Genomic DNA, 21,532 nt, shown 5'->3' on the forward strand with positions numbered 1-21,532 from the left:
GGTTGTCCCAAAAAGAAGATTGGAACATCCTCCTTTCCTTCATAAAAGGATGCGCAAGGACAAACTTTAAATACCGATTTGACCTATCCTCAATCTCAATATTCTTCGGCCGGTGGATTCCCTTCGCCTTCACAGTGGGGATTACCACCGGCGCTATTGCCTCTTTAATGGACGTTTTAATAGTTGAAATTAACAAACTCCTGACTCAAAACCCTCCCCTTCTGCTGCTTTATCCCCTCTTGATCTCTTCAATTACTGGATTTGCCCTCTCCGTTGACCCGATAGTAGGAGGTCCGGGAATTGGTTACGCAATACTGCACCTAAAGACGAAACTCTACATTCCACTAAGAACAGTTCTGCTAAAGCTGATTACCTCAACTTTAGCACTTTCTGGAGGTTTTATAGCAGGAAGGGAAGGCCCTTCCTTCTTCATCGGCGTTGCTCTAGGGGAGTGGTTGGGGAAAGCTCACGGTATTGGAAGGAAGTATAAGAATTTGCTGGGCCTAATAGGGGGAGGAGCCTTTACAGGAGCTCTCCTTAAAGCTCCTTTAGGAAGTTCAATATTTGCAATGGAACTTGAGGAGATGTACAACCTTGATTACCGTCCCTTTGTCCCGATGATTGTTGCCTCAATAATCAGCTATCTAACTTTTTCCTTCTTTAGAGGGGAAAGTACCTTTATCTACCTCTCTAAAGAGCCGGTATGGGAACTCAGAACGATACCCTACATATTAGTTATGGGACTTATAATTAGCCTTATAATCTACGTATACACTTTCATCTTCCACACGTGTAACTGCTCAAGTAAGTTCTTTGATACGAAAAGTAGACCCGTCGTTGGAACGGCCCTTGCAATTCCGGTAATGCTGATTCTTTACCTAACAACAAAGGATACGGATCTCCTATCCGCCCCTGCCCACATGGGAATAGTTTCAAAACTTGCACAGAACGTATTTCCCATCGGCGTGGATATCTTAATAGTTGTTGCAGTAATACTAGTAACCAGCTTTACACTTGCCTTTGGAATTCCAGGAGGACTCGTTCTTCCCAACCTCCTGATTGGAGCGGCAGTCGGCAATATCTTTGGGCATTTTTTCCCCGAAGAAATAGTAACATTTACCCTTGCAGGAATGGGAGCGGCCCTTGCTGCAGGAGCCAAAACTCCCCTTGCAGCAATAGTCATGATTACGGAGATGACCCATGCAGACGTCGTAATTCCAATGACAGCTGCAGTAATAGCCAGCTATACTACAAGTTTTGGTTTCAGCCTCTACCTTGGGCAGGAGATAAAGTTAAAACCGATGTCTGAAGGAGAAGAGGGAAAAAGTGAAGGTTAAAGGAAAGAAAATAGTCCTTGGAATAACCGGAAGTATAGCCGCCTACAAGGGAATTGAAGTGGTGAGGGAGCTCCAGAAAAGGGGAGCTACCGTTAAGGCTGCCATTACCGAGGCGGGAAAGAGCTTCATCGGAAAGTTAACACTTGAAGCCCTAACAGGTTATCCGGTTTACGATAAAGTGATTCCTAAAAGTGGAACCGAAATAAGACACACTTCACTTGCCCAGTGGGGTGAACTCCTAGTCATAGCTCCTGCAACCGCAAATACTTTAGCAAAGATAGCCTACGGAATAGCAGATACATCCGTTACAGAGCTTGCCCTTTGTTTTGGAAGAGGCATAGTCGCCCCGGCAATGAACGTTAGGATGTACGAAAATCCAGTCACTCAAGAAAACATGAAGAAATTAAGGGATTTAGGTTGGGAAATAGTTGAACCCAAAAGCGGATACCTTGCTTGTGGAGAGACTGGTAGAGGAAGGCTTGCAGAAGTTAGGGAGATAGTTGAGGCCGTAGAGTACTGGTTCTACCCAAAAATTCTAAGTGGGAAAAAAGTAGTAGTAACTGCAGGGCCAACTAGGGAGTATATAGACCCTGTAAGGTTCATCTCTAACCCTTCAAGTGGAAAGATGGGCTACGCCATTGCAAAAGTTGCTGCAGCAATGGGTGCAGAGGTTACTCTGATAAGCGGGAAAACATGCCTTGACGTTCCCTACAGGGTAAAGAGAATTACCGTTGAAACAGTTGAGCAGATGAAAGAAGCTGCCCTTAAGGAGTTTGAGAAGGCCGACGTTTACATATCGGCAGCTGCAGTTGGAGACTACACCCCCGTTAAAAGGAGTAATGAGAAGATAAAGAAAGGAGAAGGGGAGCTAGTTCTAAGGCTGAAGAGGACCACCGATATACTAAAACTGATTGGTCAGAGGAAAAGAGAAGATCAGGTTGTAGTAGGATTTGCTGCTGAAACGGGGAACCTAGTTAAGAACGCAAAGGAGAAGTTAAGGAAAAAGAACCTTGATCTAATAGTTGCAAATGACGTAAGGAAAGGAGTGTTCGGGAGCTCTGAAACGGAAGTTTTTGTTCTTAACAGTAAAGGTAATTTCACAGAGATAAGGGGAAGTAAGGAAGGAGTAGCTGAGGGAATTTTGAAACTGGTAGCTGAAATTATGAAAAGGAGGGGCTAAAGCCCCTCAAGTTAACCCTTCTTCGTCTTTGCAATGCGAACTTCACCGGTATCCTTGTCGTACTCAATCCTTGGGAAGAGAATGCCGCCCTTTTCTACCTCCTTTCCAGGCTCCATTCCACCCCACTCTTCAAACTCTGAAACCCTCAGATCTTCAACCTTCCTATCAAGCCTTAGAAGGTCGGCCATCCTCTGGGCGGAAGAGGGCATGTATGGATAGAGGAAGACAGTTATAAATCTTAAGGATTCAACCATGTTGTAAAGAACCGTATCAAGCTCCTGGTCCTTTCCCTCCTTATTGAGGGTCCACGGAGCTCTCCTATCTATGTAGTAGTTAACAAATCCAACAAACTGCCATATCTCATCTAAAGCCTTTGAAAGTTCAGCCTTCGGTATCATCTGAGCAACTGCCTTTAAAGTAGCAGAGGCCTTATTTTTAATCTTAACGTCAAGGTCATCAAAATCTCCCTTCGGCTCAGGAATAACGCTCTTCCTGTACTTCTTGAGCATTGAAAGGGTTCTGTTAAACAGGTTTCCAAGGTCGTTGGCAAGCTCTCCGTTAATCCTGGCAACGAGCTTTTCATAGGAGAAATCCCCATCAAGACCAAAAGAGACTTCCCTAAATAGGAAGAAACGAACTTGGTCAACTCCAAACTTCTCAATTATATCAAAGGGATCTACAACGTTCCCCTTTGACTTACTCATCTTCTCACCTTCAACAGTCCACCAGCCGTGGGCAAAAACCCTCTTAGGAAGCGGAAGGCCTGCCGACATCAAGAATGCCGGCCAATATACGGCATGGAAGCGCAGGATATCCTTACCTACAAGGTGAAGGTCTGCCGGCCAGTAACGGTTAAACCTTTCGGTATCGTCTGGATAGCCAACAGCCGTTAAGTAGTTCGTTAGAGCGTCAAACCAAACGTAAATTACGTGTTTAGGGTTAACTGGAACCGGAATTCCCCAGGTAAAGCTCGTCCTTGATATTGAAAGGTCCTTCAAACCCTGCTTTACAAAGTTAACTACCTCATTCCTCCTAAACTCAGGAGCAATAAAGTCTGGGTTCTCTTCGTAGAACTCTAAGAGCCTATCCTGATACTTACTTAACCTAAAGAAGTAGCTCTCCTCCTTGACCCTAACAACTTCCCTCTTACACATAGGGCATAGACGCCCATCTATCAAGTCCTTTTCAGTGTAGTAGGTCTCACAGGGAATACAGTACCAACCTTCGTACTCTCCAAGGTAGATATCCCCGTTCTCGTAGCACTTCATGAATATGTGCTGAACGGCTTTAACGTGTTCAGGATCGGTAGTTCTGATAAAGTGGTCATAAGAGATGTTTAATTTCTTCCAGAGCTCCTTAAAAACAGGGACGAGGAAGTCAACAAACTCTTTTGGGATCATCCCCCTCTTCTCTGCCGCCTGCTGAATCTTCTGGCCGTGTTCGTCGGTTCCAGTTAAGAAAAAGACGTCCCTACCTAGAAATCTGTTAAAGCGGGCTACAACGTCTGCAGCAGTAGTTGTATAGGCGTGTCCAAGGTGCGGTTTATCGTTAACGTAGTAAATTGGAGTTGTTACGTAGAACTTCTCCACAGTCTCCTCCTTAAACAGGAACGTTAAACTCCCTCAAGACCTCATTCAGTGAAGTCTTCTTATCCGTTGACTCTTTACGCTTTCCAATAATAAGAGCACATGGGATTTGATACTCTCCTGCAGGGAACTTCTTAACCCTAGTTCCGGGAATTACAACGCTCCTTGCAGGGACCCTTCCATTATACTCAACCGGTTCATCTCCCGTAACGTCTATTATCTTTGTTGAAGCTGTTATAACAACTCCTGCCCCTAAAACTGCCTCCTCTTCAATTACAGCACCTTCAACAATTATGCACCTTGAACCTATGAAACAGTTATCCTCAATAATTACAGGCCTTGCATTTGGAGGTTCAAGGACACCGCCAATTCCAACTCCTCCGGAAAGGTGAACGTTCTTCCCTATCTGAGCACATGAGCCAACCGTGGCCCAGGTATCAACCATAGTTCCAGAACCAACGTACGCACCGATGTTAACGTAGGAAGGCATTAAAATCGCTCCAGGTTCAATGTAAGAGCCGTACCTAGCTGTCGCAGGAGGAACTACTCTAACTCCCAACTTTTCCCATTCCTTCTTCAGTGGAATCTTATCGTAGTACTCAAAGGGACCAACTTCCATTACTTTCATATCGCTTATTGGGAAAAAGAGGAGAATGGCCTTCTTAACCCAGTCGTTAACTTTCCAGTTTCCAACACTAATCCTCTCAGCTACTCTAACCTTTCCTTTGTCTAAAAGATCAACTACTTCTCTAACAGCTTCTTTATACTTCTCATCCTTTAAGAGCTCCCTGTTTTCCCAGGCCTCCTCAATCATCCTCTTTAGCTCTTCCATCATCTACCTCCCTTTAAATCAAATGTAGCATAAACTGGAGCGTGGTCTGAGGGTAGGATTTTACCCTTTCTCTTCCTTGGTTCAACATCAATGTCACACTCAACTGCCCTTTCAAGGAGAGGCTTTGTCACGAAAATATAGTCAATTCTTAAGCCCTGATTCCTGCTAAAAGTCCCAGTCTCTATGTCCCACCAGGTATACTTTTTCTCGTCAGGATGGAAATTCCTAAATAGGTTGTAGAGCCCGAAAGATAGGAGCTCCTTTAAGGCTTCTCTCTCATCTTCCATAAAACCTACTCTTCCTCTCCAGATTTCCGGGTCGTAAACGTCAATTTCAGTCAAAGCTACGTTAAAGTCCCCTAAAACTATCAGTAAATCCTCCGGAGAGAAGTTCTCTTCCAGGAAGAGCTTTAACTTCGTAAGGAAGTAGATCTTGTAAGCGTGCCTCTCAGTTCCCTTAACTCCACCCCTTGGAACGTAAACGTTAACCAGGGAGAAGTTTGGAAACTTAACGGTTATTATCCTCTTCTCATCCTCTTCTCCATCCGGCCAGCCCTTTATAACCTCTTTAGGTTCAATATCTGTACAGACTGCAACTCCGTTGTAAGCCTTTTGAGAGTGGACGTAACAGCCGTAACCTACCTTTTTGAAGGAACGGAAAGGGTAAAGTGAAGGCTCTACTTTTACTTCCTGAAACCCTGCACAGTTTATTCCCTTAGACTTAATCCAGTTGATTACCAGATCTCGCCTAACCCTGATTGAATTTACGTTCCAAGTGGCAACTCTCAGCATTACTTATTTCTTCAAACCTTTAAAGTTATTGGCAATTAAGATCCCTGCACTCTCAAGCTCGGTGGCAATCTTATCAAGTTTCCTCTGAAAGATGTTGTACATAACTATTGCAGGAATTGCAACAACGAGGCCAAAAATCGTTGTTAAGAGGGCCTGAGCAACGCCGGCGGAGAGCTCTTGAGGGTTACCTATTGCTCCTCCTCCAGCGTTCAGAACTCCAAAGATCTTTACCATCCCTATAACAGTTCCTAGAAGTCCAAGGAGTGGAGAAACGGCAGCAATCGTTGCAAGGAGAGTTAACCCCCTTTCAAGCTCACTTAACTTCCTCTTTGCGCTTACCTCAAAGGAACTTAAGAAGTTTTCCCTAGTAGGAATCCCCATATTCTTAATTGCTTCATAGATAACCTCTGTTAAAAAGCTCCTCCTCTTCTTACAGAGCTCAACGGCATCTGGAATGTTCCCCTGACTCAGGAACTCAACGATAAGCCTTAAGTCCTCTTTAGGAAGGAGCTTACTTAACCTTAGAACCAGAAACTTTTCAATTATTATTGCCACTGAAATAACGGAAAGGAATAAAATTACGTACCCAACAACTCCTGCTTTCTGAAGGATCTCCACTCCTACCACTCTACCTTTACCCCCTCAGGAAGTTTCCTTGCAAAGATCAAGTAGGCTGTATGGGCAGGCATTCTATCTTCAGGTCTAAAACGTTCAGGAACAGTCTTATACTTCCTGAGAAGGATCTCGCAAACCTCAACGTCCATAAAAGGTAGTTCCTTCAGTTTTTTAAGAGTTTCAATAACCTGATTGGCAGTTGGAACTAAAATTCCTAAAAACCTTCCAGTCTTTAAAGCTTGATAAGCCTTATCAATGTAAAGCCAGGGTTCCCTTAGGTCAAGGAAGACTGCATCTGCGTCCTTTTCGTCAAACCCCTCTCCAGCATCCCTGTGCTTAACTTCAACTCTCCCATCTAGGCCCAACTTCCTCAGGTTTGAAAGGGCATTCTTTATGAACTCCTCCCTCTTTTCGTAACTTACAACTTTACCGTTTGGTCCAACCGCCTGGGCAAATACTGCTGTTAGAGCTCCACTTCCAATTCCGCTCTCAACAACCAGGTCTCCAGGCTTTACATCAAGCCTTAGGAGAATGAAAGCTGCGTCCTTTGGGTAAACTATCTGGGTCAAACGGTTAAGTTTATACATAATAAACTCGTAGAGGGAACAGGGAAGGAGTACATACTCAAACCCTTTATGTGTCTTAACGGTTGAGCCGTAAGGAAGGCCTACAAGAGTTGAGAGTTCTAATTTTCCCTTTTCAGTATTAAACTCTCCCTTAGTAAGGGAAAGGTTAAGGAAGTACTTCTTTCCCTTTTCCGGATCAAAAAGGATTACCGTATCGCTCTCTTTCACCCTATCCATTACTGTTTATCTCTCCCTTTTCCGCCTTAACTATTATTATTGCCTCTCCTCTATAAACCACGTTACGCCTAAGTCCGTTCAGTTTCCTTATTAATGAAGGGGAAACTCCAAAGGTCCTTGCAATCTTAGTAATCCTTTCAGATCTTCTAGGTGAATAGAGGAAAATTTTCTTATCTTTATAGTACTTTAAAACTGCAAAATTACCAACTTTCCTCTCAGGAACATAGACGTAGTAACCTGAAGGTACAACTTTTCTCTTAAACTGTCTGTTAAACCTGTAGAGTTCTCTAAAGGGAACTCCGAGCTTACGTGAAATCCTGTATAAACTCGTCCTTGAAGCAACTTTTATTTTTATCAACCTTTCCTTAGTAGGCCTATTTAAAAAGCCTTTCTCGTGGATCAAAGAGAGAACTGCATAAAACTTTGGAACGTAGTTTAAAGTCTCATCCGGAAGTTTTGTTAAATCCCAAAACTCATCTGCTCCTAGTTTCTTTAACCTCTCCTTTATCCTCCCAGGACCTGCATTATAGGCAGCAATGGCAAGGTCCCATCTGCCAAACTCTTCGTAGAGTTCCTTCAAGTACTTTGCAGCAGCCCTTGTTGACTTCTCAACGTCAAACCTTTCATCAATGAACCAGCTAACTTTAAGGCCAAGCCTCCTTGCAGTTCCAGGCATGAGCTGCCACAAACCGGCAGCTCCAGCCTTTGAAACTGCCCAAGGTTTTCCATTGCTCTCTATAACTGCTAATAGGGCAAGGTCTTCGGGCAATCCCTCTTCTCTTAGTATCCTCTTAACAATTGGATAGTAAACCTTAAAATTATCAACCTGGGAAAAGAGCTTTAACCTGTTCCACTTATTTTCGTAGTACGACCTCCAAAACTGAAAGTAGGGCTCATCCCATGGAATATTGAGGAGGGAAGAGCACTCCCTCTTCCCCGAAAAGCACATTAAAAGCTCAGTTGACTCCGATAAAACAAAGCCTTTTAAGTCCTCCCCGTAAGACGAAGAAAACGTAAAGAGAAGGAGAAGGGGGAGGAGTTTACGCATTATTCATAACCTCTTCAGGCATATCAAAGTTTGAATAGACCTCTTGAACGTCATCAAGCTCTTCAAGGGCCATGAGGAGTTTAAGTACCTTTTGGGCGTTTTCCCCTTCAACCCTCGTCGTTGTCGTAGGAATCAAGTCAAGTTTAGCCTCTTCAATCTCTATCCCAGCATCAATTAGTCCCTTCCTTACAGCTTCAAGGTCACTAGGATCTGTGTAGATTACAAAACGTCCATCTTCGTTAACTACATCTTCAGCTCCAGCATCAATGGCAGCCATCATAACAGTCTCTTCGTCAAACTTCTCTGCCGAAACAGTAATTACTCCTTTCCTTTCAAAAAGGTAAGAAACGCAACCGGAAGTTCCTAAGTTTCCACCATGTTTTGAAAAGACGTGCCTTACCTCTGAAGCGGTCCTGTTCCTGTTGTCGGTAAGACACTTAACAATTATCGCAACTCCACCTGGACCGTATCCTTCGTAAGTAACCTCCTCGTAAGTCTCTCCCTTAAGCTCTCCAGTTCCTCTCTTTATAGCCCTTTCAATATTCTCCTTTGGCATATTGAACTTACGGGCTTTCTCTATTGCTGCCCTTAAACGGGGGTTTTTCTCAGGATCTCCTCCCCCTTCTCTGGCAGCGACAGTAATCTCACGGGCAAGCTTTGTGTATATCTTTCCCCTCTTGGCATCCTGAGCGGCCTTTCTATGACGAATGTTCGCCCACTTGGAGTGTCCAGCCATCCTCTAACCTCCTATATCTGTTTGGCCAGAAAATTTAGGGCTCAATACCGGTAAATACCAACTTCCCGTGCTTTACTCCTTTAAGAGTCAAAAGCCTATCAGAAAGTTCCTTTAACTCACCAACTTTCCCCTTTACAGCTATTACCTCAAGACAGTGGTGGTGGTCTATGTGGATGTGCATCGTTGAAATTATGTTATTCAAGTAACTGTGCTCAATATCTGTAATCCTTTCGGTAAGCTCCTTTTGATGATGGTCGTAAACTAAAGTAATTGTTCCGAAGGCAAATTTATCCTCCTTCAAGTCCTCCTCTATGAGAGCTGCTCTTATTAAGTCCCTAACAGCTTCAGAACGGCTAACGTAACCTCTCTTCTCTATAAGTTCTTCAAACTTAGTAAATAGCTTCTCATCAATAGAGACTGCAAACCTTACTAACTTTGCCAATTCCTAAACCTCTTATATGGTCTTATTCTATAGGGAACTCCCAGAGTCTCTGCCAATTTCTCAAAGTCGTCTTTATTAAAACCGGGATAATCAACAGCCGTAATTGTAACTTTAAAACCTTTACTGACCGCATCTTTAATAAACTTCAGTAGACTCTCCCAACTTCCTTTTCCAAAGGATGGCCTTACTACTTTATAGTACTCTTCAGGACTTGAAGCGTTAACGCTAACGCTAAAAGAATCCACAAGGCCTTTTAGGTGATCTAGTAAATCCTCCCTACCAGTTATGAGGTAACCAAGACCGCAGGTATCAACCCTTATGGGAGTATCCTTTGAGAACTTTTTAATCCACTTTGCTATTTTCGTTAAGTCATCAAACCTTTCAAAGGGTTCACCGTAACCGCAAAAGACTATCTCATCGTAAACTTTTGGATTCTTAATCCTGTACATGTACTCTTCAGCTATGGGCTCCCTTTTGAGGTTTAAGTTATAGCCAAGTATGTAATCCTCAACTCCCCTAAAACAGAACTTACACGAACAAGGACATCTTGTACTAAGGTTTATATAGAGCCGATTACCTACCTTATATACAAGCCTCTCCCTCTTCTCCTCATCAGTTAAAGGGATACCAAACAGCCTCTTAGCATTAACGGTAGTTATCCTGTCGATATCGCTGAAAGAGAGGTTCAAATATTCAGAAATGACCTTTGCTGTATAAGCAACGTAGGTTGGTTTATTTCTCCTGCCCCTTACCGGCTGAGGTGCAAGGTAAGGTGAATCGGTTTCAACTAAAAGTCTTGAAGAGGGAACGTACCTCAAAGTTTCCCTCAACTCTTCGTTCCTAGGATAGGTAACGGGACCGGCGTAGGAGATGTAGAGTCCCTCATCAAGAGCTGCTTCAAGGAGAACTTTTTCACCGCTAAAGCAGTGAATAACTCCTTTTAATTCCCCTTTGAATTCCTTTTTAATAAATTCGGCCATCTCCTTAGCAGCATTTCTGGTGTGGATTATAACGGGCAAGTCTAGCTCCCTAGCTGCCTCAACCTGCATCTTAAAGATTTCGTACTGCTTCTCCTTGGGAGAGATGTTTCTATAGAAGTCAAGTCCCATCTCACCGAGGGCAACTACCTTAGAAGAGCTCCTTACAATCTCAACCAACCTTTCATAGTCTTTCTCTGAGTAGTTCTTTGCCTCGTGAGGATGAATACCTACAGAGGCATAAATATTCCTCCCTTGACCGGCAACCTCTATGGCCTTTTTGCTATCCTCAAGGTCGCATCCAACCGTTATAACAGCATCAAGCTTTTCTTCACACTCCTTAATTACCTCTTCCCTGTCCTCATCAAACTGAGGAAAGTGTATGTGTGCGTGGGTGTCTATCAATCCTTCCTCCACTTGAGTATGCTTTTGTAACCTGAGTTTAAGAGCTCCTTCCTAACGGCATTTGCCTCTTGCCAGCTCTTAAAATAGCCGACGATAACTCTTGCGTAATCACCTAAAAATTCAGTTTTTGCATTGAATCCCTTACTCTTTAACTCACTTGCAAGCCTTACTGCATTTGCTCTGTTCTTAAAGACACCAACCTGAAGGTAGTAAAGCTTTTCTGCCTTTTCAAAAGTACCAGTGGACGACTCAGCCTTTAAGGTCCCTGTTCCTTGAGGTTTAGAGGAACTCTCCTTTTCCTCTACTTCTCCTACACTCTCCTCTGTTTGATTAGTTTGGGAAGGAGTAGCAACTGGTTCCTCCTCTTTAACAACTTTCTCACTTTCCTCACTCTTCTCCTTCTCCTCCACCTGTTCTTGCTCTTTAGGAGCCACTATTTTTTCCTCTATTTGAGGCTGGGGTCTTGAAACGGGAGCTATACGGGCAAATGTTTTAACTATCTGTTTCTTCTCCAACTCGCACTTTGCCCTCTCCTCCTTTATACCAGCCTGCTTTCCAACAAAGTAGCCAACGGCGTAGGAAAAAACAAAAATAACAACGGTAGCCAAAGAAACTAAAATCACCAGTTTCCTATCCCTCTCCATCACATCCTCCTCGGTGCTTTAACGTTTAGTATCCCAAGACCAATTTCAATCGTCCTCCTTACCCCCTCAACTAAGTATAACCTCGCTTCAGTAAGTTCCCTATCCTCCCTATTTACAACTCTATGCTTGTTGTAGAACCTGTGGAGGGTTGAGGCTAGATCAATGAGGTAGTACGTTAACCTATGAGGTTCCCTCTTCAGTGCAGCCGCCTGAAGTTCATACCTTAAGAGGTAACACATTGAGATAAGCTCCCTCTCCTCCTCTGAGGAGAGGAGGTTAAGGTTAGTAGAAGATGGTTTAAATCCTTCTTCCTTTGCCTTATCAAGAACGCTACAGAGTCTAGCATGGGCATACTGAACGTAGTAAACAGGGTTTTCGCTCTTAGTTGACAGTGCAAGGTCAATATCAAAGTCTAAGGGAGTATCGTGCCTCTTAAGTAGGAAGAAGAAGCGAACTGCATCAACTCCAACCTCATCCATAAGCCACTTAAGGGTAACAAAATCCCCCTTCCTCTTTGACATCTTTACTTCTTTGCCACCCTTAAAGAGTTTAACAAGCTGTATCAAGATAACTTCAAGCCAGTCTGGATCTTTACCGAGGGCCTCAATTGCAGCCTTAACCCTGGGAATATAACCGTGATGGTCGGCCCCCCAGATATCTATAGCCCTATCGTAACCCCTTTTAATTTTATCCCAGTGGTAAGCTATATCTGAGGCAAAGTAGGTAAACTCACCGTTTGAACGCCTAACTACCCTATCTTTATCGTCTCCAAACAGGGTCGTTTTAAGCCAGAAAGCTCCCTCCTTCTCGTAAATCAGACCCTTCTCCTCTAAAATTCTCAAAACTTCCTCGACCTCTCCCTTCTCGTAGAGACTCTTTTCGCTAAACCAGTTATCAAACTCAACCTTCAGCTCTTTAAGGTCTTCTTGGATTTTCTTAAGGAGGAACTCTTTACCAAACTCTGAGGCAACCTTTATTGCCTCTTCCTGGGGGAGCTCTAAGAAATCTGGCCTTAATTTTAAGAGCTCCCTTGCAACCTCAAGGATGTACTCGCCCCTGTACGCATCCTCTGGGAACTCAACTTCCTCACCCTTTAACTCCTTTGCCCTTAGGTAGATTGAAAGGCCAAGGAGGTAAATCTGCCTTCCAGCATCGTTTATGTAAAATTCCCTCTCAACCTCAAATCCAGACAACTTCATAATCCGCGAAAGGACATCACCGACAACGGCACCCCTACCGTGCCCTACGTGTAAAGGTCCTGTAGGATTTGCAGAAACGTACTCAAGGAGAACCCTTTCTCCCTTACCTATATTGGTAGTGTAAAAATCCTCCTCTACGACCTCCTTAAGTATCTGTGAAAAGAGCTCCTGGCTAAATGTGAAGTTAATAAATCCAGCCCCTGCAACTTCAACCTTTTCAAACTCTGGAAACTTTGAAAGTTTCCTAACCACTTCCTCAGCAATTGCCCTTGGACTCTGTTTAACGACCTTTGAGAGGAGGAAAGCAACGTTAGTAGCAAGGTCCCCAAACTCCTTCCTCTTTGGCTTTTCAAATGAAGCCCTCTCAAGGATTTCCAGAGCGTCATCACCGTATATTTCAGATACAACTTCTTTAACTTTCTCTTTAATCAGCTCCTTCATAACTTAAACCCCGTAACAGTTAGAAGTTTTAAGCCAAATTATAAAGGAAGGGAAAGAGATGCGTTTAAAGGTAAATGTAACGGGAGTTGTTCAAGGGGTAGGTTTTAGACCCTTCGTCTACAGGCTTGCAAGAGAACTGAATCTAAAGGGTTTCGTTCTGAATAACGAACTTGGAGTAACGATTGAAGTAGAGGGAAGTAAGGAGAAACTAATTGAATTTTTAGGGAGACTTCAGGAGGAAAAACCTCCAGCGGCAGCAATTTACAGCATAAGCTCCCAGTTTCTTGAAGAGGTAGGGTACAGAGAGTTTGAAATTAAGAAGAGCCAGAAAGGAGGAGAAGTAAAGGTCTCTATTCTCCCAGACCTTGCAACCTGTAACGACTGTTTGAGGGAGCTCTTTGACCCTAAAGACCGAAGGTACCTCTACCCTTTCATAAACTGCACCAACTGCGGACCAAGGTACACAATAATCCTCTCACTTCCCTACGATAGGGAAAACACAACTATGAAAGACTTTAAAATGTGCCCAGAGTGTGAAAGGGAGTACAATGACCCTTTAAACAGGAGGTTTCACGCCCAACCAAACGCTTGTCCAGTCTGCGGTCCCCACGTTTGGCTTATTGATAGCCAAGGGAAGAGAGTTGCCGAAAGGGAAGAGGCAATAAAAGGCGTTGCCCAGTGGATTAGGGAAGGAAAGATAGTTGCCATAAAAGGACTTGGTGGTTTTCACCTTGTCTGCGATGCGACAAACGAAGAAGCCTTAAGGGAACTGCGCCTCAGGAAGAGGAGGGAAGAGAAACCCTTTGCGGTCATGTTTAAAGACATTGAACAGGTTAAGGAGTTTGCCCAAGTTTCCCCACTTGAGAAAGTTGCATTAAGGAGAGTTGAAGCTCCAATAGTCATTCTAAAGAGTAAGGGAAAACTCCCTAAAGAGGTTTCTCCAGATACCCAGACTGTTGGAGCCTTCCTGCCCTACACTCCTCTTCACCACATACTCCTAAGGGAAGTAGGAAAGCCAATAGTAGCAACCAGCTGTAACCTAACAGACGAACCAATTATGAAGGACAACGAAGAGGTTTTAAGGGAAGTTGGAAGACTCGTTGATGGAGCCCTCCTCCACAACAGGGAAATTGCCAGAAGGTGTGACGATTCCGTTGTAAGGGTCATGGGAGGTAAAATTGTTCCAATAAGGCGTTCTAGGGGATTTGCTCCTCTTCCCATTCTCCTTCCCTTTAACCTTAAAAGGAGTGTTTTAGCCCTTGGCCCCCACATGAAAGTTACAGTAGCTCTGGGAAGGGAGAACAGGGTATATCTATCCCAGCACATAGGTGACGTTGACAACCTTAAGGCAGAGGAGTTCCTAAAGGAAACGGTTAGGGACCTTACTAAACTCTTAGAGGTTGAGCCTGAAGTCGTAGTCTGTGATTACCATCCCGGCTACTTTACAACCAAGTGGGGAAAGGAGGAGTTTGGAAGGAAGTTGGTACAGGTTTACCACCACCACGCCCACGCAGTATCCGTCATGGCAGAGAACGGATTAGGAGTTGATGAGAAAGTTATCGCTCTGACCTTTGACGGGACAGGTTACGGTCCCGACGGAACCATTTGGGGAGGAGAGTTTCTGATTGCCTCCTACACGGAGTTTAAGAGGGAGCTCTCCCTCCTTCCCTTTCCCCTTCCCGGTGGGGAGAGAGCAGTTAAGGAACCTTATAGAACGGCAGTATCACTTCTCAAGCTGTCAGGGTTAGAGCCAAGCGAAGTTTTAGGAGAAAGAAAAGAGGTAAACTTCGTATCCCAAATGGTTGAAAGAGGAGTAAACTCTCCAATTACATCAAGTATGGGAAGGCTCTTTGACGGAATTTCGGCAATTTTGGGTCTTAAGGAGAAGGTCTCTTACCAAGCCCAAGGAGCAATTATCCTAGAGGAGGTCGCCCTTAAAAGTTCAACTAAAGAGAGCTTGCCCGTGAAGGTTGAAGGGGACAAAATTGACTGGAGAGAGATGGTTAGGGAAGTTGTTAGGTTAAAAGAAAAGGGAGTTCCCGCTGAGGACATAGCGAGAATGTTTCACAACTGGGTGGTTAAAGCCTCGGTAGAAGGAGTGAAAGAGCTCAGGGAAAAGTATGGGATAGAAAGGGTAGCCCTTTCAGGTGGAGTCTTCCAGAACAGGCTCTTAACGGAAACCCTCTCAGAAACCCTTAAAGGTGAAGGTTTTAAAGTCTTAACTCACCAACTGGTTCCTCCAAACGATGGAGGTTTATCTTTAGGTCAAGCAGTTTACGGAGGACTGGTTGAAAAAGGTAGTTAAAATTGAAGGAATACCTCTAACCGAAGGACACTCTGGGCTCTTCTTAAAAGTTGAAGAAGGAGTTATTGAAGAAGGGCTTTACTACGCCCTCGTTCCGGTGAGGGGGTTTGAAACCCTCCTCATTGGAAAAGATGCAAAATCGGCTCCAATAATAACGAGCAGGATATGTGGACTGTGTCAAATTACCCACTCAATAGCCTCTTCAAGGGCAATAGAGGAAGCCTGTGGAATAGAAGTTCCCCCCGAGGCAGAAGAGCTGAGGGAAGTCTTAGGTTTGGCAGTTAGGGTGTACAACAACCTTCTCCACCAGATAATCATATCTGAGGATCTATTTCCGGAGAAAATACTGCAGCTTGACTTTATACGTAAAGTCCAAAGGGTTAGAAGGTTTATAGGGGAAGTACTTGAGAGTATAGGTGGAGAGATTATCCACTCTCCAAACGTGGTTGTTGGAGGAATATCTGAACCGCTAGAGGAAATCGTAAGGGAAAGAATACTTTCACAGATTGATGAGGTTTTTAAGGAGCTCCAATCCCTGTATAGGGAATTTGAAGAAGCGATAAACCAAATGTGGAAAAGAGAAGGTCTTCCGGAAGACTTAGGGAAACACGACCTTGACTTCCTTGCAACTGATAAGTTTTACTCCGGCAAGATTGAAATTGACGACTTTTCTTTTCTAACGCCTCAGGAAATTTTGCCAGAAGAACTAAAGACGAGAGCTTCCAACCTCTTTCCCCTTTACAAGGGAAAGCCGGTAGAGACTGGACCGAGGGCAAGAAAGGTTCTTTTTGACGGGTATAAACCGAAAGGGGGAGTTAAGGAGCTTCACATTCTAAGGGCAAAAGAGAACCTAGAAGCCCTTAAGAGGATAAAAGAAATACTGGAAGAGAAGAGGTTTAATGGGGAGCTCTGGAACAGAGAATCACCTACGGGAGACGGGGAAACTCTAGGAATAGGCGTCCATGAAGCCCCAAGGGGAACTAACGTTCATGCAGTTAAAATTGATAAACGAGGAAGAATATTATATTATAAAATTGTAGTACCTACTGAGATAAACCTATTTGCAGTTAGCAGGGCTTTAAAGGGAGAAAGGGCAAGCTGGGCCGAGTTCATAGTTAGGGCTTACGACCCGTGCATCGTCTGTGCCTCTCACTGAATAGGGGAGAATTTAGATGTTTTTTAAGGATAAAATTCTAAACGAAGAAGAACCTAAGCTCAGCATCGGTTTCTTTCACCTCTCCAGTTGTTCTGGATGTCAGGTAGCATTCTTAGACATGTTTGAAGCCGCAGTTGAAATACTTGATACCGTTAAGCTCGTCTACTCCAACATGCTTACCCGCCAGAAGGAAATTCCTTACCTTGACGTTGCCTTCGTTGAAGGAGCACTTTGTCTTGAAGAGCAGCACCATCTGAACCTAATTAGGGAGCTCTCTGAAAAGAGCAAAATAATAGTTGCAATAGGAGGGTGTTCTTCATTTGGTGGAGTTAGAAGGTTTTCATGTGGGAACCAACCTCCTCAACCTCAACATCAGTCCTTTGTTCCTATAACTGAAGTAGAACTCCTAAAAGGAAAGGTTAAATACGCAATTCCTGGGTGTCCCCCAAACTCCTCACTCCTTTACAACTTCCTCCTTGCTCTCCTTGAGCTTAACGATGACTTCCTTCAACCTTTTGAAATTATGGCCCTATCAAAAAAGGCCTCCGGATTTGACGTAATAGCAGAAGTAGTTAATAAGGGGTTGTGCGTAGGATGCGGAACGTGCTCAGCAGCGTGTCCAACGAGGGCAATCTCCTTTAAAATAGAGTGTGCCAAACCTTCTTTTAATCCATCAATTTGTGTTCACTGTGGCTCTTGCCTTGCAAGCTGTCCACAGAGCTTTAAACCTTATCCACAACCTACTTATACTTAAGAGAGGTAAAGTTGCTCAGCCTTAATGAGAAGTTCTTAATAGGAAGCTACAAGAAAGTCTTCCTCGTGAAGAGTCAACGGGGAAATCCGGTAGAAACCTTATTTAAACTGATGCTTGAGAACGGCTTAATTGATGGGGTTTTAACCTGTAGTGAGAAAAAGGGTAAAGCTACCCCTTCCCTCTTTCTGAAGGCCAACCAAGTGAAGGTAAATCCTTTAAATAGCTACTTTGGAATAAATACCCTTTTAAAAAGGGCCCTTCAGAAGTACAGGTTAAACAAACTTGTCGTATTTGCTCCTCCTTGCGTTTTTGATGAACTTAACAAAACCCAGTACTTTGGAATAGGCAGTAACTGGACAAAAACTGCGGTAGCTCTGAAAGTAGGGCTCCTCTGCACAGGAGCTCTAACTGAAAACTCCCGACAGCTAGAGGCAATTCACTTAACAGGAAAAAAGGAAAAAGTCAAAAGGTTTTTCTACGACAGGGCAAACCTCGTTTACCAGCTTGAAAGCAATAGGGAAATTATTGTTCCTGTTAATGTCCACCATAAGTACATCCTTACTGCATGTCGTTACTGTCTAAACATGGGAGCAAAGGGAACGGACATAACGTACGTTCCTAAAAAAGAGCCAAACGAAGGCCTTTTCATAGTTAGAAGTGAAAGAGGTTGGTACACAATAGCCCAAGTTCAAAAAATTGCCCCTGCAGACCTTAAACTGAGAATATCAGAAAAGGAAGAAACAGAAGAACTCGTATCGCTCCTCAGGGATAAGAGCCTTCTTAACGTAAATGACATCCTTGAAAGGGTAGAACTTGGCTTACCTACTCCAAAGTGGAGCGATAACAAACTGAGGAAGTTCTACAGAGCCTGGAACAGCATTGAAGGAAACTTTGAAGAGGAGGTGTTCTAATGATTACTTACGAGGAAGTATCTGAAAGGGAACTTCTAGAGAAGGCCGAACTTTTAAAAGTTCTCGGTCATCCTGAGAGGCTGGCAATAGTTCTCCTAACACTCAACGGAGAAATGTGCGTCAAAGACATCGTTGAAACTTTGGGAATTTCGCAGCCAAAAGCGTCCCAACACGTTGGTCTCATGAAGGAAGTAGGACTTTTAACCTTCAGAAAGGAGGGAACGAAGGTACTCTATAGAGTAAACAACGAAATCGTTAAGGAAATTATGGAGATCTTATTTAGCTAAAAAGCAAAGCTTAGGTAAACGCAAAATTTGGAGTAAAGCCTCAAATATAAGGAAATTTTTATATTATTTGGTTTGTCAATTAATTGACTATCTTCTAAAAATAGAAAATTAGCATAATGTTGACTTTCGATTAAAGCTGGTCTAAAATGATTTAATGAAAAAGACAAGAACCCACTTTACGAGGAGGGCACCATGAATAGAAGTCTTTTCCTGGGGGGAATTCCCAAAACGATCTCCCGTAGAGGGTTCCTGAGAGCCTGTGCAATAGCTACCGCAGCTATGGGTTTACCTATGGAAATGGTTCCTAAGGTAGCTGAAGCTGCCTCAGACCCGAAAAGGCCTAGCGTTGTTTGGCTTCATTTTCAGGAGTGTACCGGCTGCTCAGAATCCCTCTTAAGAGCATCCCACCCAGACTTAGCGACTCTCATCCTTGACCTTATCTCACTTGACTACCACGAAACCCTTGCAGCTGCTGCAGGAAAGCAGATGGAGGAAAACCTAGAAAAGGCAATTGAAAGGGGTAATTATGTCCTAGTGGTTGAAGGAGGAATTCCCCTTAAGGACGGAGGAATTTACTGTAAAATCGCAGGAAAAACGGCAGTAGAGATTCTCAAGAAAGCTTCTGAAAAGGCACTGGCAATCATCGCAATCGGAACCTGTGCTGCTTACGGTGGAGTTCAGGCTGCAAAGCCGAACCCAACAGGGGCCGTTGGAGTTTCCGAAATTATTAAGGATAAACCTATAATTAACGTACCTGGATGTCCTCCAAACCCACACAACTTCCTTTCAACGGTTCTCTACTTCTTAACGTTTAAGAAACTTCCGCCAACAGATAAGTTTGGAAGGCCTCTGTTTGCCTACGGAAGGAAAGTTCACGACCACTGCGAAAGAAGGCCTCACTTTGACGAAGGAAGGTTTGCAGAAAGGTTTGGAGACGTTGGTCACAGGCTCGGATTCTGTCTCTACAAGGTCGGCTGTAAGGGTCCAGAAACTTACTCCAACTGTCCAGTAATTAGGTTTAACGACGTTGAAGTATGGCCTGTATCTGTTGGAAACGGATGTTACGGATGTACAGAGCCAAACTTCTGGGATACAATGACTCCGTTCCATAAGAGGCTTCCAAACGTTAAGATTCCTGGTGGAAAAGGTATCCAAACAAGTGCAACACAAATTGGTAAGGCTGCTCTCGGCGTAACTGCCGCAGCAGTAGCTATCCATGCCGGCGTAGGAATAGCAAAAAGACTAGCAACCGGATCAAAGTCTGAAGAGTAATAACTAAACCCACGGTGGGGAGGTAAAAGATGGCAAACAGAGTAGTAGTTGACCCAATTACGAGAATTGAGGGTCATTTAAGGATAGAGGTCGTTCCAGAAAATGGTTTTATAAAAGACGCTTACTCTTCCGCTCAGATGTGGAGGGGTATTGAAGTTATCCTTCAAGGAAGGGACCCAGACGACGCGTGGATGTTTGCACAGAGGATCTGTGGAGTTTGTACAACAGTCCACGCCATAGCTTCCGTTAGGTCTGTGGAGAACGCACTACAACTTGAAGTCCCCTACAACGCTCAGATGGTTAGAAACATCATCATCGCAGCCCACGCCCTCCACGACCACATCGTTCACTTCTACCACCTTTCAGCCCTTGACTGGGTTGACGTTGTTTCAGCTTTAAAGGCAGACCCACACAAGGCTGCAAAGATTGCTGAAAGCTATCAAAACTGGAAGTTAAACGGTGCAGCAGTATTTAAGGCTGTTCAGGATAAACTCAAGAAGTTCGTAAAGAGTGGTCAGCTTGGCCCGTTTGCTAACGGTTACTGGGGCCACCCAGCAATGAAACTACCACCAGAAGTTAACCTAATTGCCGTAACCCACTACCTCCAAGCCCTTGATTACCAAAGGAAGGCAGACCAAGCCATTGCAATCCTCGGTGGAAAGAACCCACACATCCAAAACCTTGCAGTAGGTGGCGTTTCAACTGCAATTAACCCTGACAACGAAGCAACCCTCAACATGGAAAGACTCTACTACATCAAGCAACTCCTTGAGGAAGTTAGGGACTTCGTTCACAACTGTTACGTACCAGACGTTATCGCAATAGCCGCCTTCTACAAAGAGTGGCTCAAGTACGGTAGGGGTGTTGATAACTACCTTGCAGTTCCTGACCTCCCACAGGACACAAAGGGAGAGACCTTTGACATCTACGGTGGAACTATAATAGGAGGAGACCTTTCAACAGTTAAACCGATTAAGAGCTTTAACGACAGGTACTTCATAGATAACGTTGCTGAGAACATTACTCACTCCTGGTACAGAGGTAGCTGGACGAGACATCCATGGGATGAGGAGACAGTTCCAGAGTACACAGACATGCCAGGGGGCTACGTCGATCCTCAAGGCAAATACTCATGGGCAAAAGCTCCAAGGTTTAAACAAGGGAACGACTACATTCCAATGCAGGTTGGTCCACTAGCACAAGTCCTTGTAAACTACGCCCTCGGACACAAGCTTACAAGGAAGTACGTTGATAGTGCACTTGAGCAGCTTAAGAGCGTCCTATCACTCCTTGGTGAGAACTCTGACGGCGTTGACATCAACGCCCTTCAATCAACACCAGGAAGACACCTTGCAAGGGCCCTTAGAGCTCAGGTTCTTTCAGACCTTGCCCTCAAACAGTGGGAGCAACTTGTTGACAACATTGGCCGTGGAGACCTTGAAATCTATAACCCACCAACCTATCCCAAAGGAGAAGTTAAGGGATGCGGCTTTCACGAAGCTCCAAGGGGAACTCTATCCCACTGGATTGTCATTGAAAACGGAAAGATTAAGAACTATCAGGCTGTTGTTCCTTCAACTTGGAACGCTTCACCTATGGACGACAAAGGACAGCACGGTCCGTATGAAGCTTCACTGATAGGAAATCCAATTGCCGATCCAGAAAAGCCACTTGAGGTTCTCAGAACTGTTCACTCATTTGACCCATGTATCGCATGTGCGGTTCACATGATCGACCCTGAAGGTGAAGAAATAGTTAAAGTAAAGGCTCTTTAAGAGGGAAGGGGAGCTCCCCTCCCTCCTAAAGCCAAT

20 protein-coding genes are annotated in these 21,532 nt (G+C 44.1%); 9 read left to right on the plus strand and 11 right to left on the minus strand.

Features of this window, described 5'->3' with window-relative positions:
- The first annotated feature begins 2 nt into the window (after positions 1-2).
- Both C7457_RS04325 and coaBC read left to right on the plus strand, forming a co-directional pair.
- Positions 3-1,337 carry a chloride channel protein gene (locus tag C7457_RS04325; protein ID WP_121170338.1) on the plus strand — a complete coding sequence of 445 codons (1,335 nt, stop codon included), beginning with the start codon at positions 3-5 and terminating at the stop codon, positions 1,335-1,337.
- A complete protein-coding gene (gene coaBC, locus C7457_RS04330; RefSeq protein WP_121170340.1) occupies positions 1,327-2,517 on the plus strand; it encodes a bifunctional phosphopantothenoylcysteine decarboxylase/phosphopantothenate--cysteine ligase CoaBC in 1,191 nt (396 codons plus the stop codon). Before C7457_RS04325 ends, coaBC begins: the two co-directional genes overlap by 11 nt.
- A gap of 11 nt (positions 2,518-2,528) precedes the next feature.
- Here coaBC and metG read toward each other — a convergent pair whose 3' ends face one another.
- Genes metG through argS form a run of 11 tightly spaced genes read right to left on the minus strand, consistent with a single transcriptional unit; the run spans position 2,529 to position 13,036 of the window.
- Positions 2,529-4,106, minus strand: coding sequence for a methionine--tRNA ligase (metG, locus tag C7457_RS04335; protein WP_121170342.1), 1,578 nt, complete (start codon positions 4,104-4,106; stop codon positions 2,529-2,531).
- A gap of 10 nt (positions 4,107-4,116) precedes the next feature.
- Complete coding sequence (locus C7457_RS04340; RefSeq protein WP_121170344.1) at positions 4,117-4,935, minus strand: 2,3,4,5-tetrahydropyridine-2,6-dicarboxylate N-succinyltransferase; 819 nt, start codon at positions 4,933-4,935, stop codon at positions 4,117-4,119.
- Complete coding sequence (xth, locus tag C7457_RS04345; RefSeq protein ID WP_121170346.1) at positions 4,935-5,726, minus strand: exodeoxyribonuclease III; 792 nt, start codon at positions 5,724-5,726, stop codon at positions 4,935-4,937. The genes C7457_RS04340 and xth overlap by 1 nt, the downstream gene beginning before the upstream one ends.
- Before the next feature lie 3 nt (positions 5,727-5,729).
- Complete coding sequence (locus C7457_RS04350) at positions 5,730-6,353, minus strand: MotA/TolQ/ExbB proton channel family protein (RefSeq protein WP_121170348.1); 624 nt, start codon at positions 6,351-6,353, stop codon at positions 5,730-5,732.
- Complete coding sequence (locus C7457_RS04355) at positions 6,347-7,144, minus strand: tRNA (adenine-N1)-methyltransferase (protein ID WP_121170350.1); 798 nt, start codon at positions 7,142-7,144, stop codon at positions 6,347-6,349. The genes C7457_RS04350 and C7457_RS04355 overlap by 7 nt, the downstream gene beginning before the upstream one ends.
- A complete protein-coding gene (locus C7457_RS04360; RefSeq protein ID WP_121170352.1) occupies positions 7,137-8,192 on the minus strand; it encodes a lytic transglycosylase domain-containing protein in 1,056 nt (351 codons plus the stop codon). Before C7457_RS04360 ends, C7457_RS04355 begins: the two co-directional genes overlap by 8 nt.
- Complete coding sequence (locus C7457_RS04365) at positions 8,185-8,928, minus strand: YebC/PmpR family DNA-binding transcriptional regulator (RefSeq protein ID WP_121170354.1); 744 nt, start codon at positions 8,926-8,928, stop codon at positions 8,185-8,187. The genes C7457_RS04360 and C7457_RS04365 overlap by 8 nt, the downstream gene beginning before the upstream one ends.
- Before the next feature lie 34 nt (positions 8,929-8,962).
- Positions 8,963-9,370: a nickel-responsive transcriptional regulator NikR gene (gene nikR, locus C7457_RS04370; RefSeq protein ID WP_121170356.1), complete on the minus strand. Its 408-nt coding sequence runs from the start codon at positions 9,368-9,370 to the stop codon at positions 8,963-8,965.
- Complete coding sequence (locus C7457_RS04375; RefSeq protein WP_121170358.1) at positions 9,358-10,752, minus strand: TatD family hydrolase; 1,395 nt, start codon at positions 10,750-10,752, stop codon at positions 9,358-9,360. The genes nikR and C7457_RS04375 overlap by 13 nt, the downstream gene beginning before the upstream one ends.
- Entirely contained in the window at positions 10,749-11,396 is a 648-nt protein-coding gene (locus tag C7457_RS04380; protein WP_121170360.1) for an SPOR domain-containing protein, read from the minus strand. The genes C7457_RS04375 and C7457_RS04380 overlap by 4 nt, the downstream gene beginning before the upstream one ends.
- Positions 11,396-13,036, minus strand: coding sequence for an arginine--tRNA ligase (gene argS, locus C7457_RS04385; RefSeq protein ID WP_121170362.1), 1,641 nt, complete (start codon positions 13,034-13,036; stop codon positions 11,396-11,398). The genes C7457_RS04380 and argS overlap by 1 nt, the downstream gene beginning before the upstream one ends.
- 58 nt (positions 13,037-13,094) lie before the next feature.
- On the opposite strand from argS, the gene hypF reads away from it, so the two are divergent.
- The 7 genes from hypF to C7457_RS04420 all read left to right on the plus strand — a co-directional run bounded on the left by hypF (position 13,095) and on the right by C7457_RS04420 (position 21,496).
- Entirely contained in the window at positions 13,095-15,341 is a 2,247-nt protein-coding gene (gene hypF, locus C7457_RS04390; RefSeq protein WP_121170364.1) for a carbamoyltransferase HypF, read from the plus strand.
- Positions 15,325-16,497, plus strand: a complete 1,173-nt coding sequence (locus C7457_RS04395) for a nickel-dependent hydrogenase large subunit (RefSeq protein ID WP_121170366.1) — start codon at positions 15,325-15,327, stop codon at positions 16,495-16,497. Before hypF ends, C7457_RS04395 begins: the two co-directional genes overlap by 17 nt.
- A 16-nt stretch (positions 16,498-16,513) precedes the next feature.
- A complete protein-coding gene (locus tag C7457_RS04400; protein ID WP_121170368.1) occupies positions 16,514-17,251 on the plus strand; it encodes an NADH-quinone oxidoreductase subunit B family protein in 738 nt (245 codons plus the stop codon).
- A gap of 11 nt (positions 17,252-17,262) precedes the next feature.
- On the plus strand, positions 17,263-18,162 hold the full coding sequence (locus C7457_RS04405) for a Coenzyme F420 hydrogenase/dehydrogenase, beta subunit C-terminal domain (RefSeq protein WP_121170370.1): 900 nt from the start codon (positions 17,263-17,265) through the stop codon (positions 18,160-18,162).
- Positions 18,162-18,449, plus strand: coding sequence for an ArsR/SmtB family transcription factor (locus tag C7457_RS04410; RefSeq protein WP_121170372.1), 288 nt, complete (start codon positions 18,162-18,164; stop codon positions 18,447-18,449). Before C7457_RS04405 ends, C7457_RS04410 begins: the two co-directional genes overlap by 1 nt.
- Before the next feature lie 192 nt (positions 18,450-18,641).
- Positions 18,642-19,721 carry a hydrogenase small subunit gene (locus tag C7457_RS04415; RefSeq protein WP_121170374.1) on the plus strand — a complete coding sequence of 360 codons (1,080 nt, stop codon included), beginning with the start codon at positions 18,642-18,644 and terminating at the stop codon, positions 19,719-19,721.
- A gap of 29 nt (positions 19,722-19,750) precedes the next feature.
- A complete protein-coding gene (locus C7457_RS04420; protein ID WP_121170376.1) occupies positions 19,751-21,496 on the plus strand; it encodes a nickel-dependent hydrogenase large subunit in 1,746 nt (581 codons plus the stop codon).
- The last annotated feature ends 36 nt before the right edge of the window (positions 21,497-21,532 follow it).

It is taken from the genome of Thermovibrio guaymasensis (assembly GCF_003633715.1).
Lineage (GTDB): Bacteria > Aquificota > Aquificia > Desulfurobacteriales > Desulfurobacteriaceae > Thermovibrio > Thermovibrio guaymasensis.

Coding starts and splice junctions, on each gene's coding strand:
- C7457_RS04355 (WP_121170350.1), bottom strand. CDS start 7,144: ATGGATAGGGTGAAAGAGAGCGATACGGTAATCCTTTTTGATCCGGAA.
- C7457_RS04380 (WP_121170360.1), bottom strand. CDS start 11,396: ATGGAGAGGGATAGGAAACTGGTGATTTTAGTTTCTTTGGCTACCGTT.
- C7457_RS04340 (WP_121170344.1), bottom strand. CDS start 4,935: ATGGAAGAGCTAAAGAGGATGATTGAGGAGGCCTGGGAAAACAGGGAG.
- hypF (WP_121170364.1), top strand. CDS start 13,095: ATGCGTTTAAAGGTAAATGTAACGGGAGTTGTTCAAGGGGTAGGTTTT.
- C7457_RS04400 (WP_121170368.1), top strand. CDS start 16,514: ATGTTTTTTAAGGATAAAATTCTAAACGAAGAAGAACCTAAGCTCAGC.
- C7457_RS04415 (WP_121170374.1), top strand. CDS start 18,642: ATGAATAGAAGTCTTTTCCTGGGGGGAATTCCCAAAACGATCTCCCGT.
- C7457_RS04410 (WP_121170372.1), top strand. CDS start 18,162: ATGATTACTTACGAGGAAGTATCTGAAAGGGAACTTCTAGAGAAGGCC.
- argS (WP_121170362.1), bottom strand. CDS start 13,036: ATGAAGGAGCTGATTAAAGAGAAAGTTAAAGAAGTTGTATCTGAAATA.
- C7457_RS04420 (WP_121170376.1), top strand. CDS start 19,751: ATGGCAAACAGAGTAGTAGTTGACCCAATTACGAGAATTGAGGGTCAT.
- C7457_RS04365 (WP_121170354.1), bottom strand. CDS start 8,928: ATGGCTGGACACTCCAAGTGGGCGAACATTCGTCATAGAAAGGCCGCT.
- xth (WP_121170346.1), bottom strand. CDS start 5,726: ATGCTGAGAGTTGCCACTTGGAACGTAAATTCAATCAGGGTTAGGCGA.
- C7457_RS04360 (WP_121170352.1), bottom strand. CDS start 8,192: ATGCGTAAACTCCTCCCCCTTCTCCTTCTCTTTACGTTTTCTTCGTCT.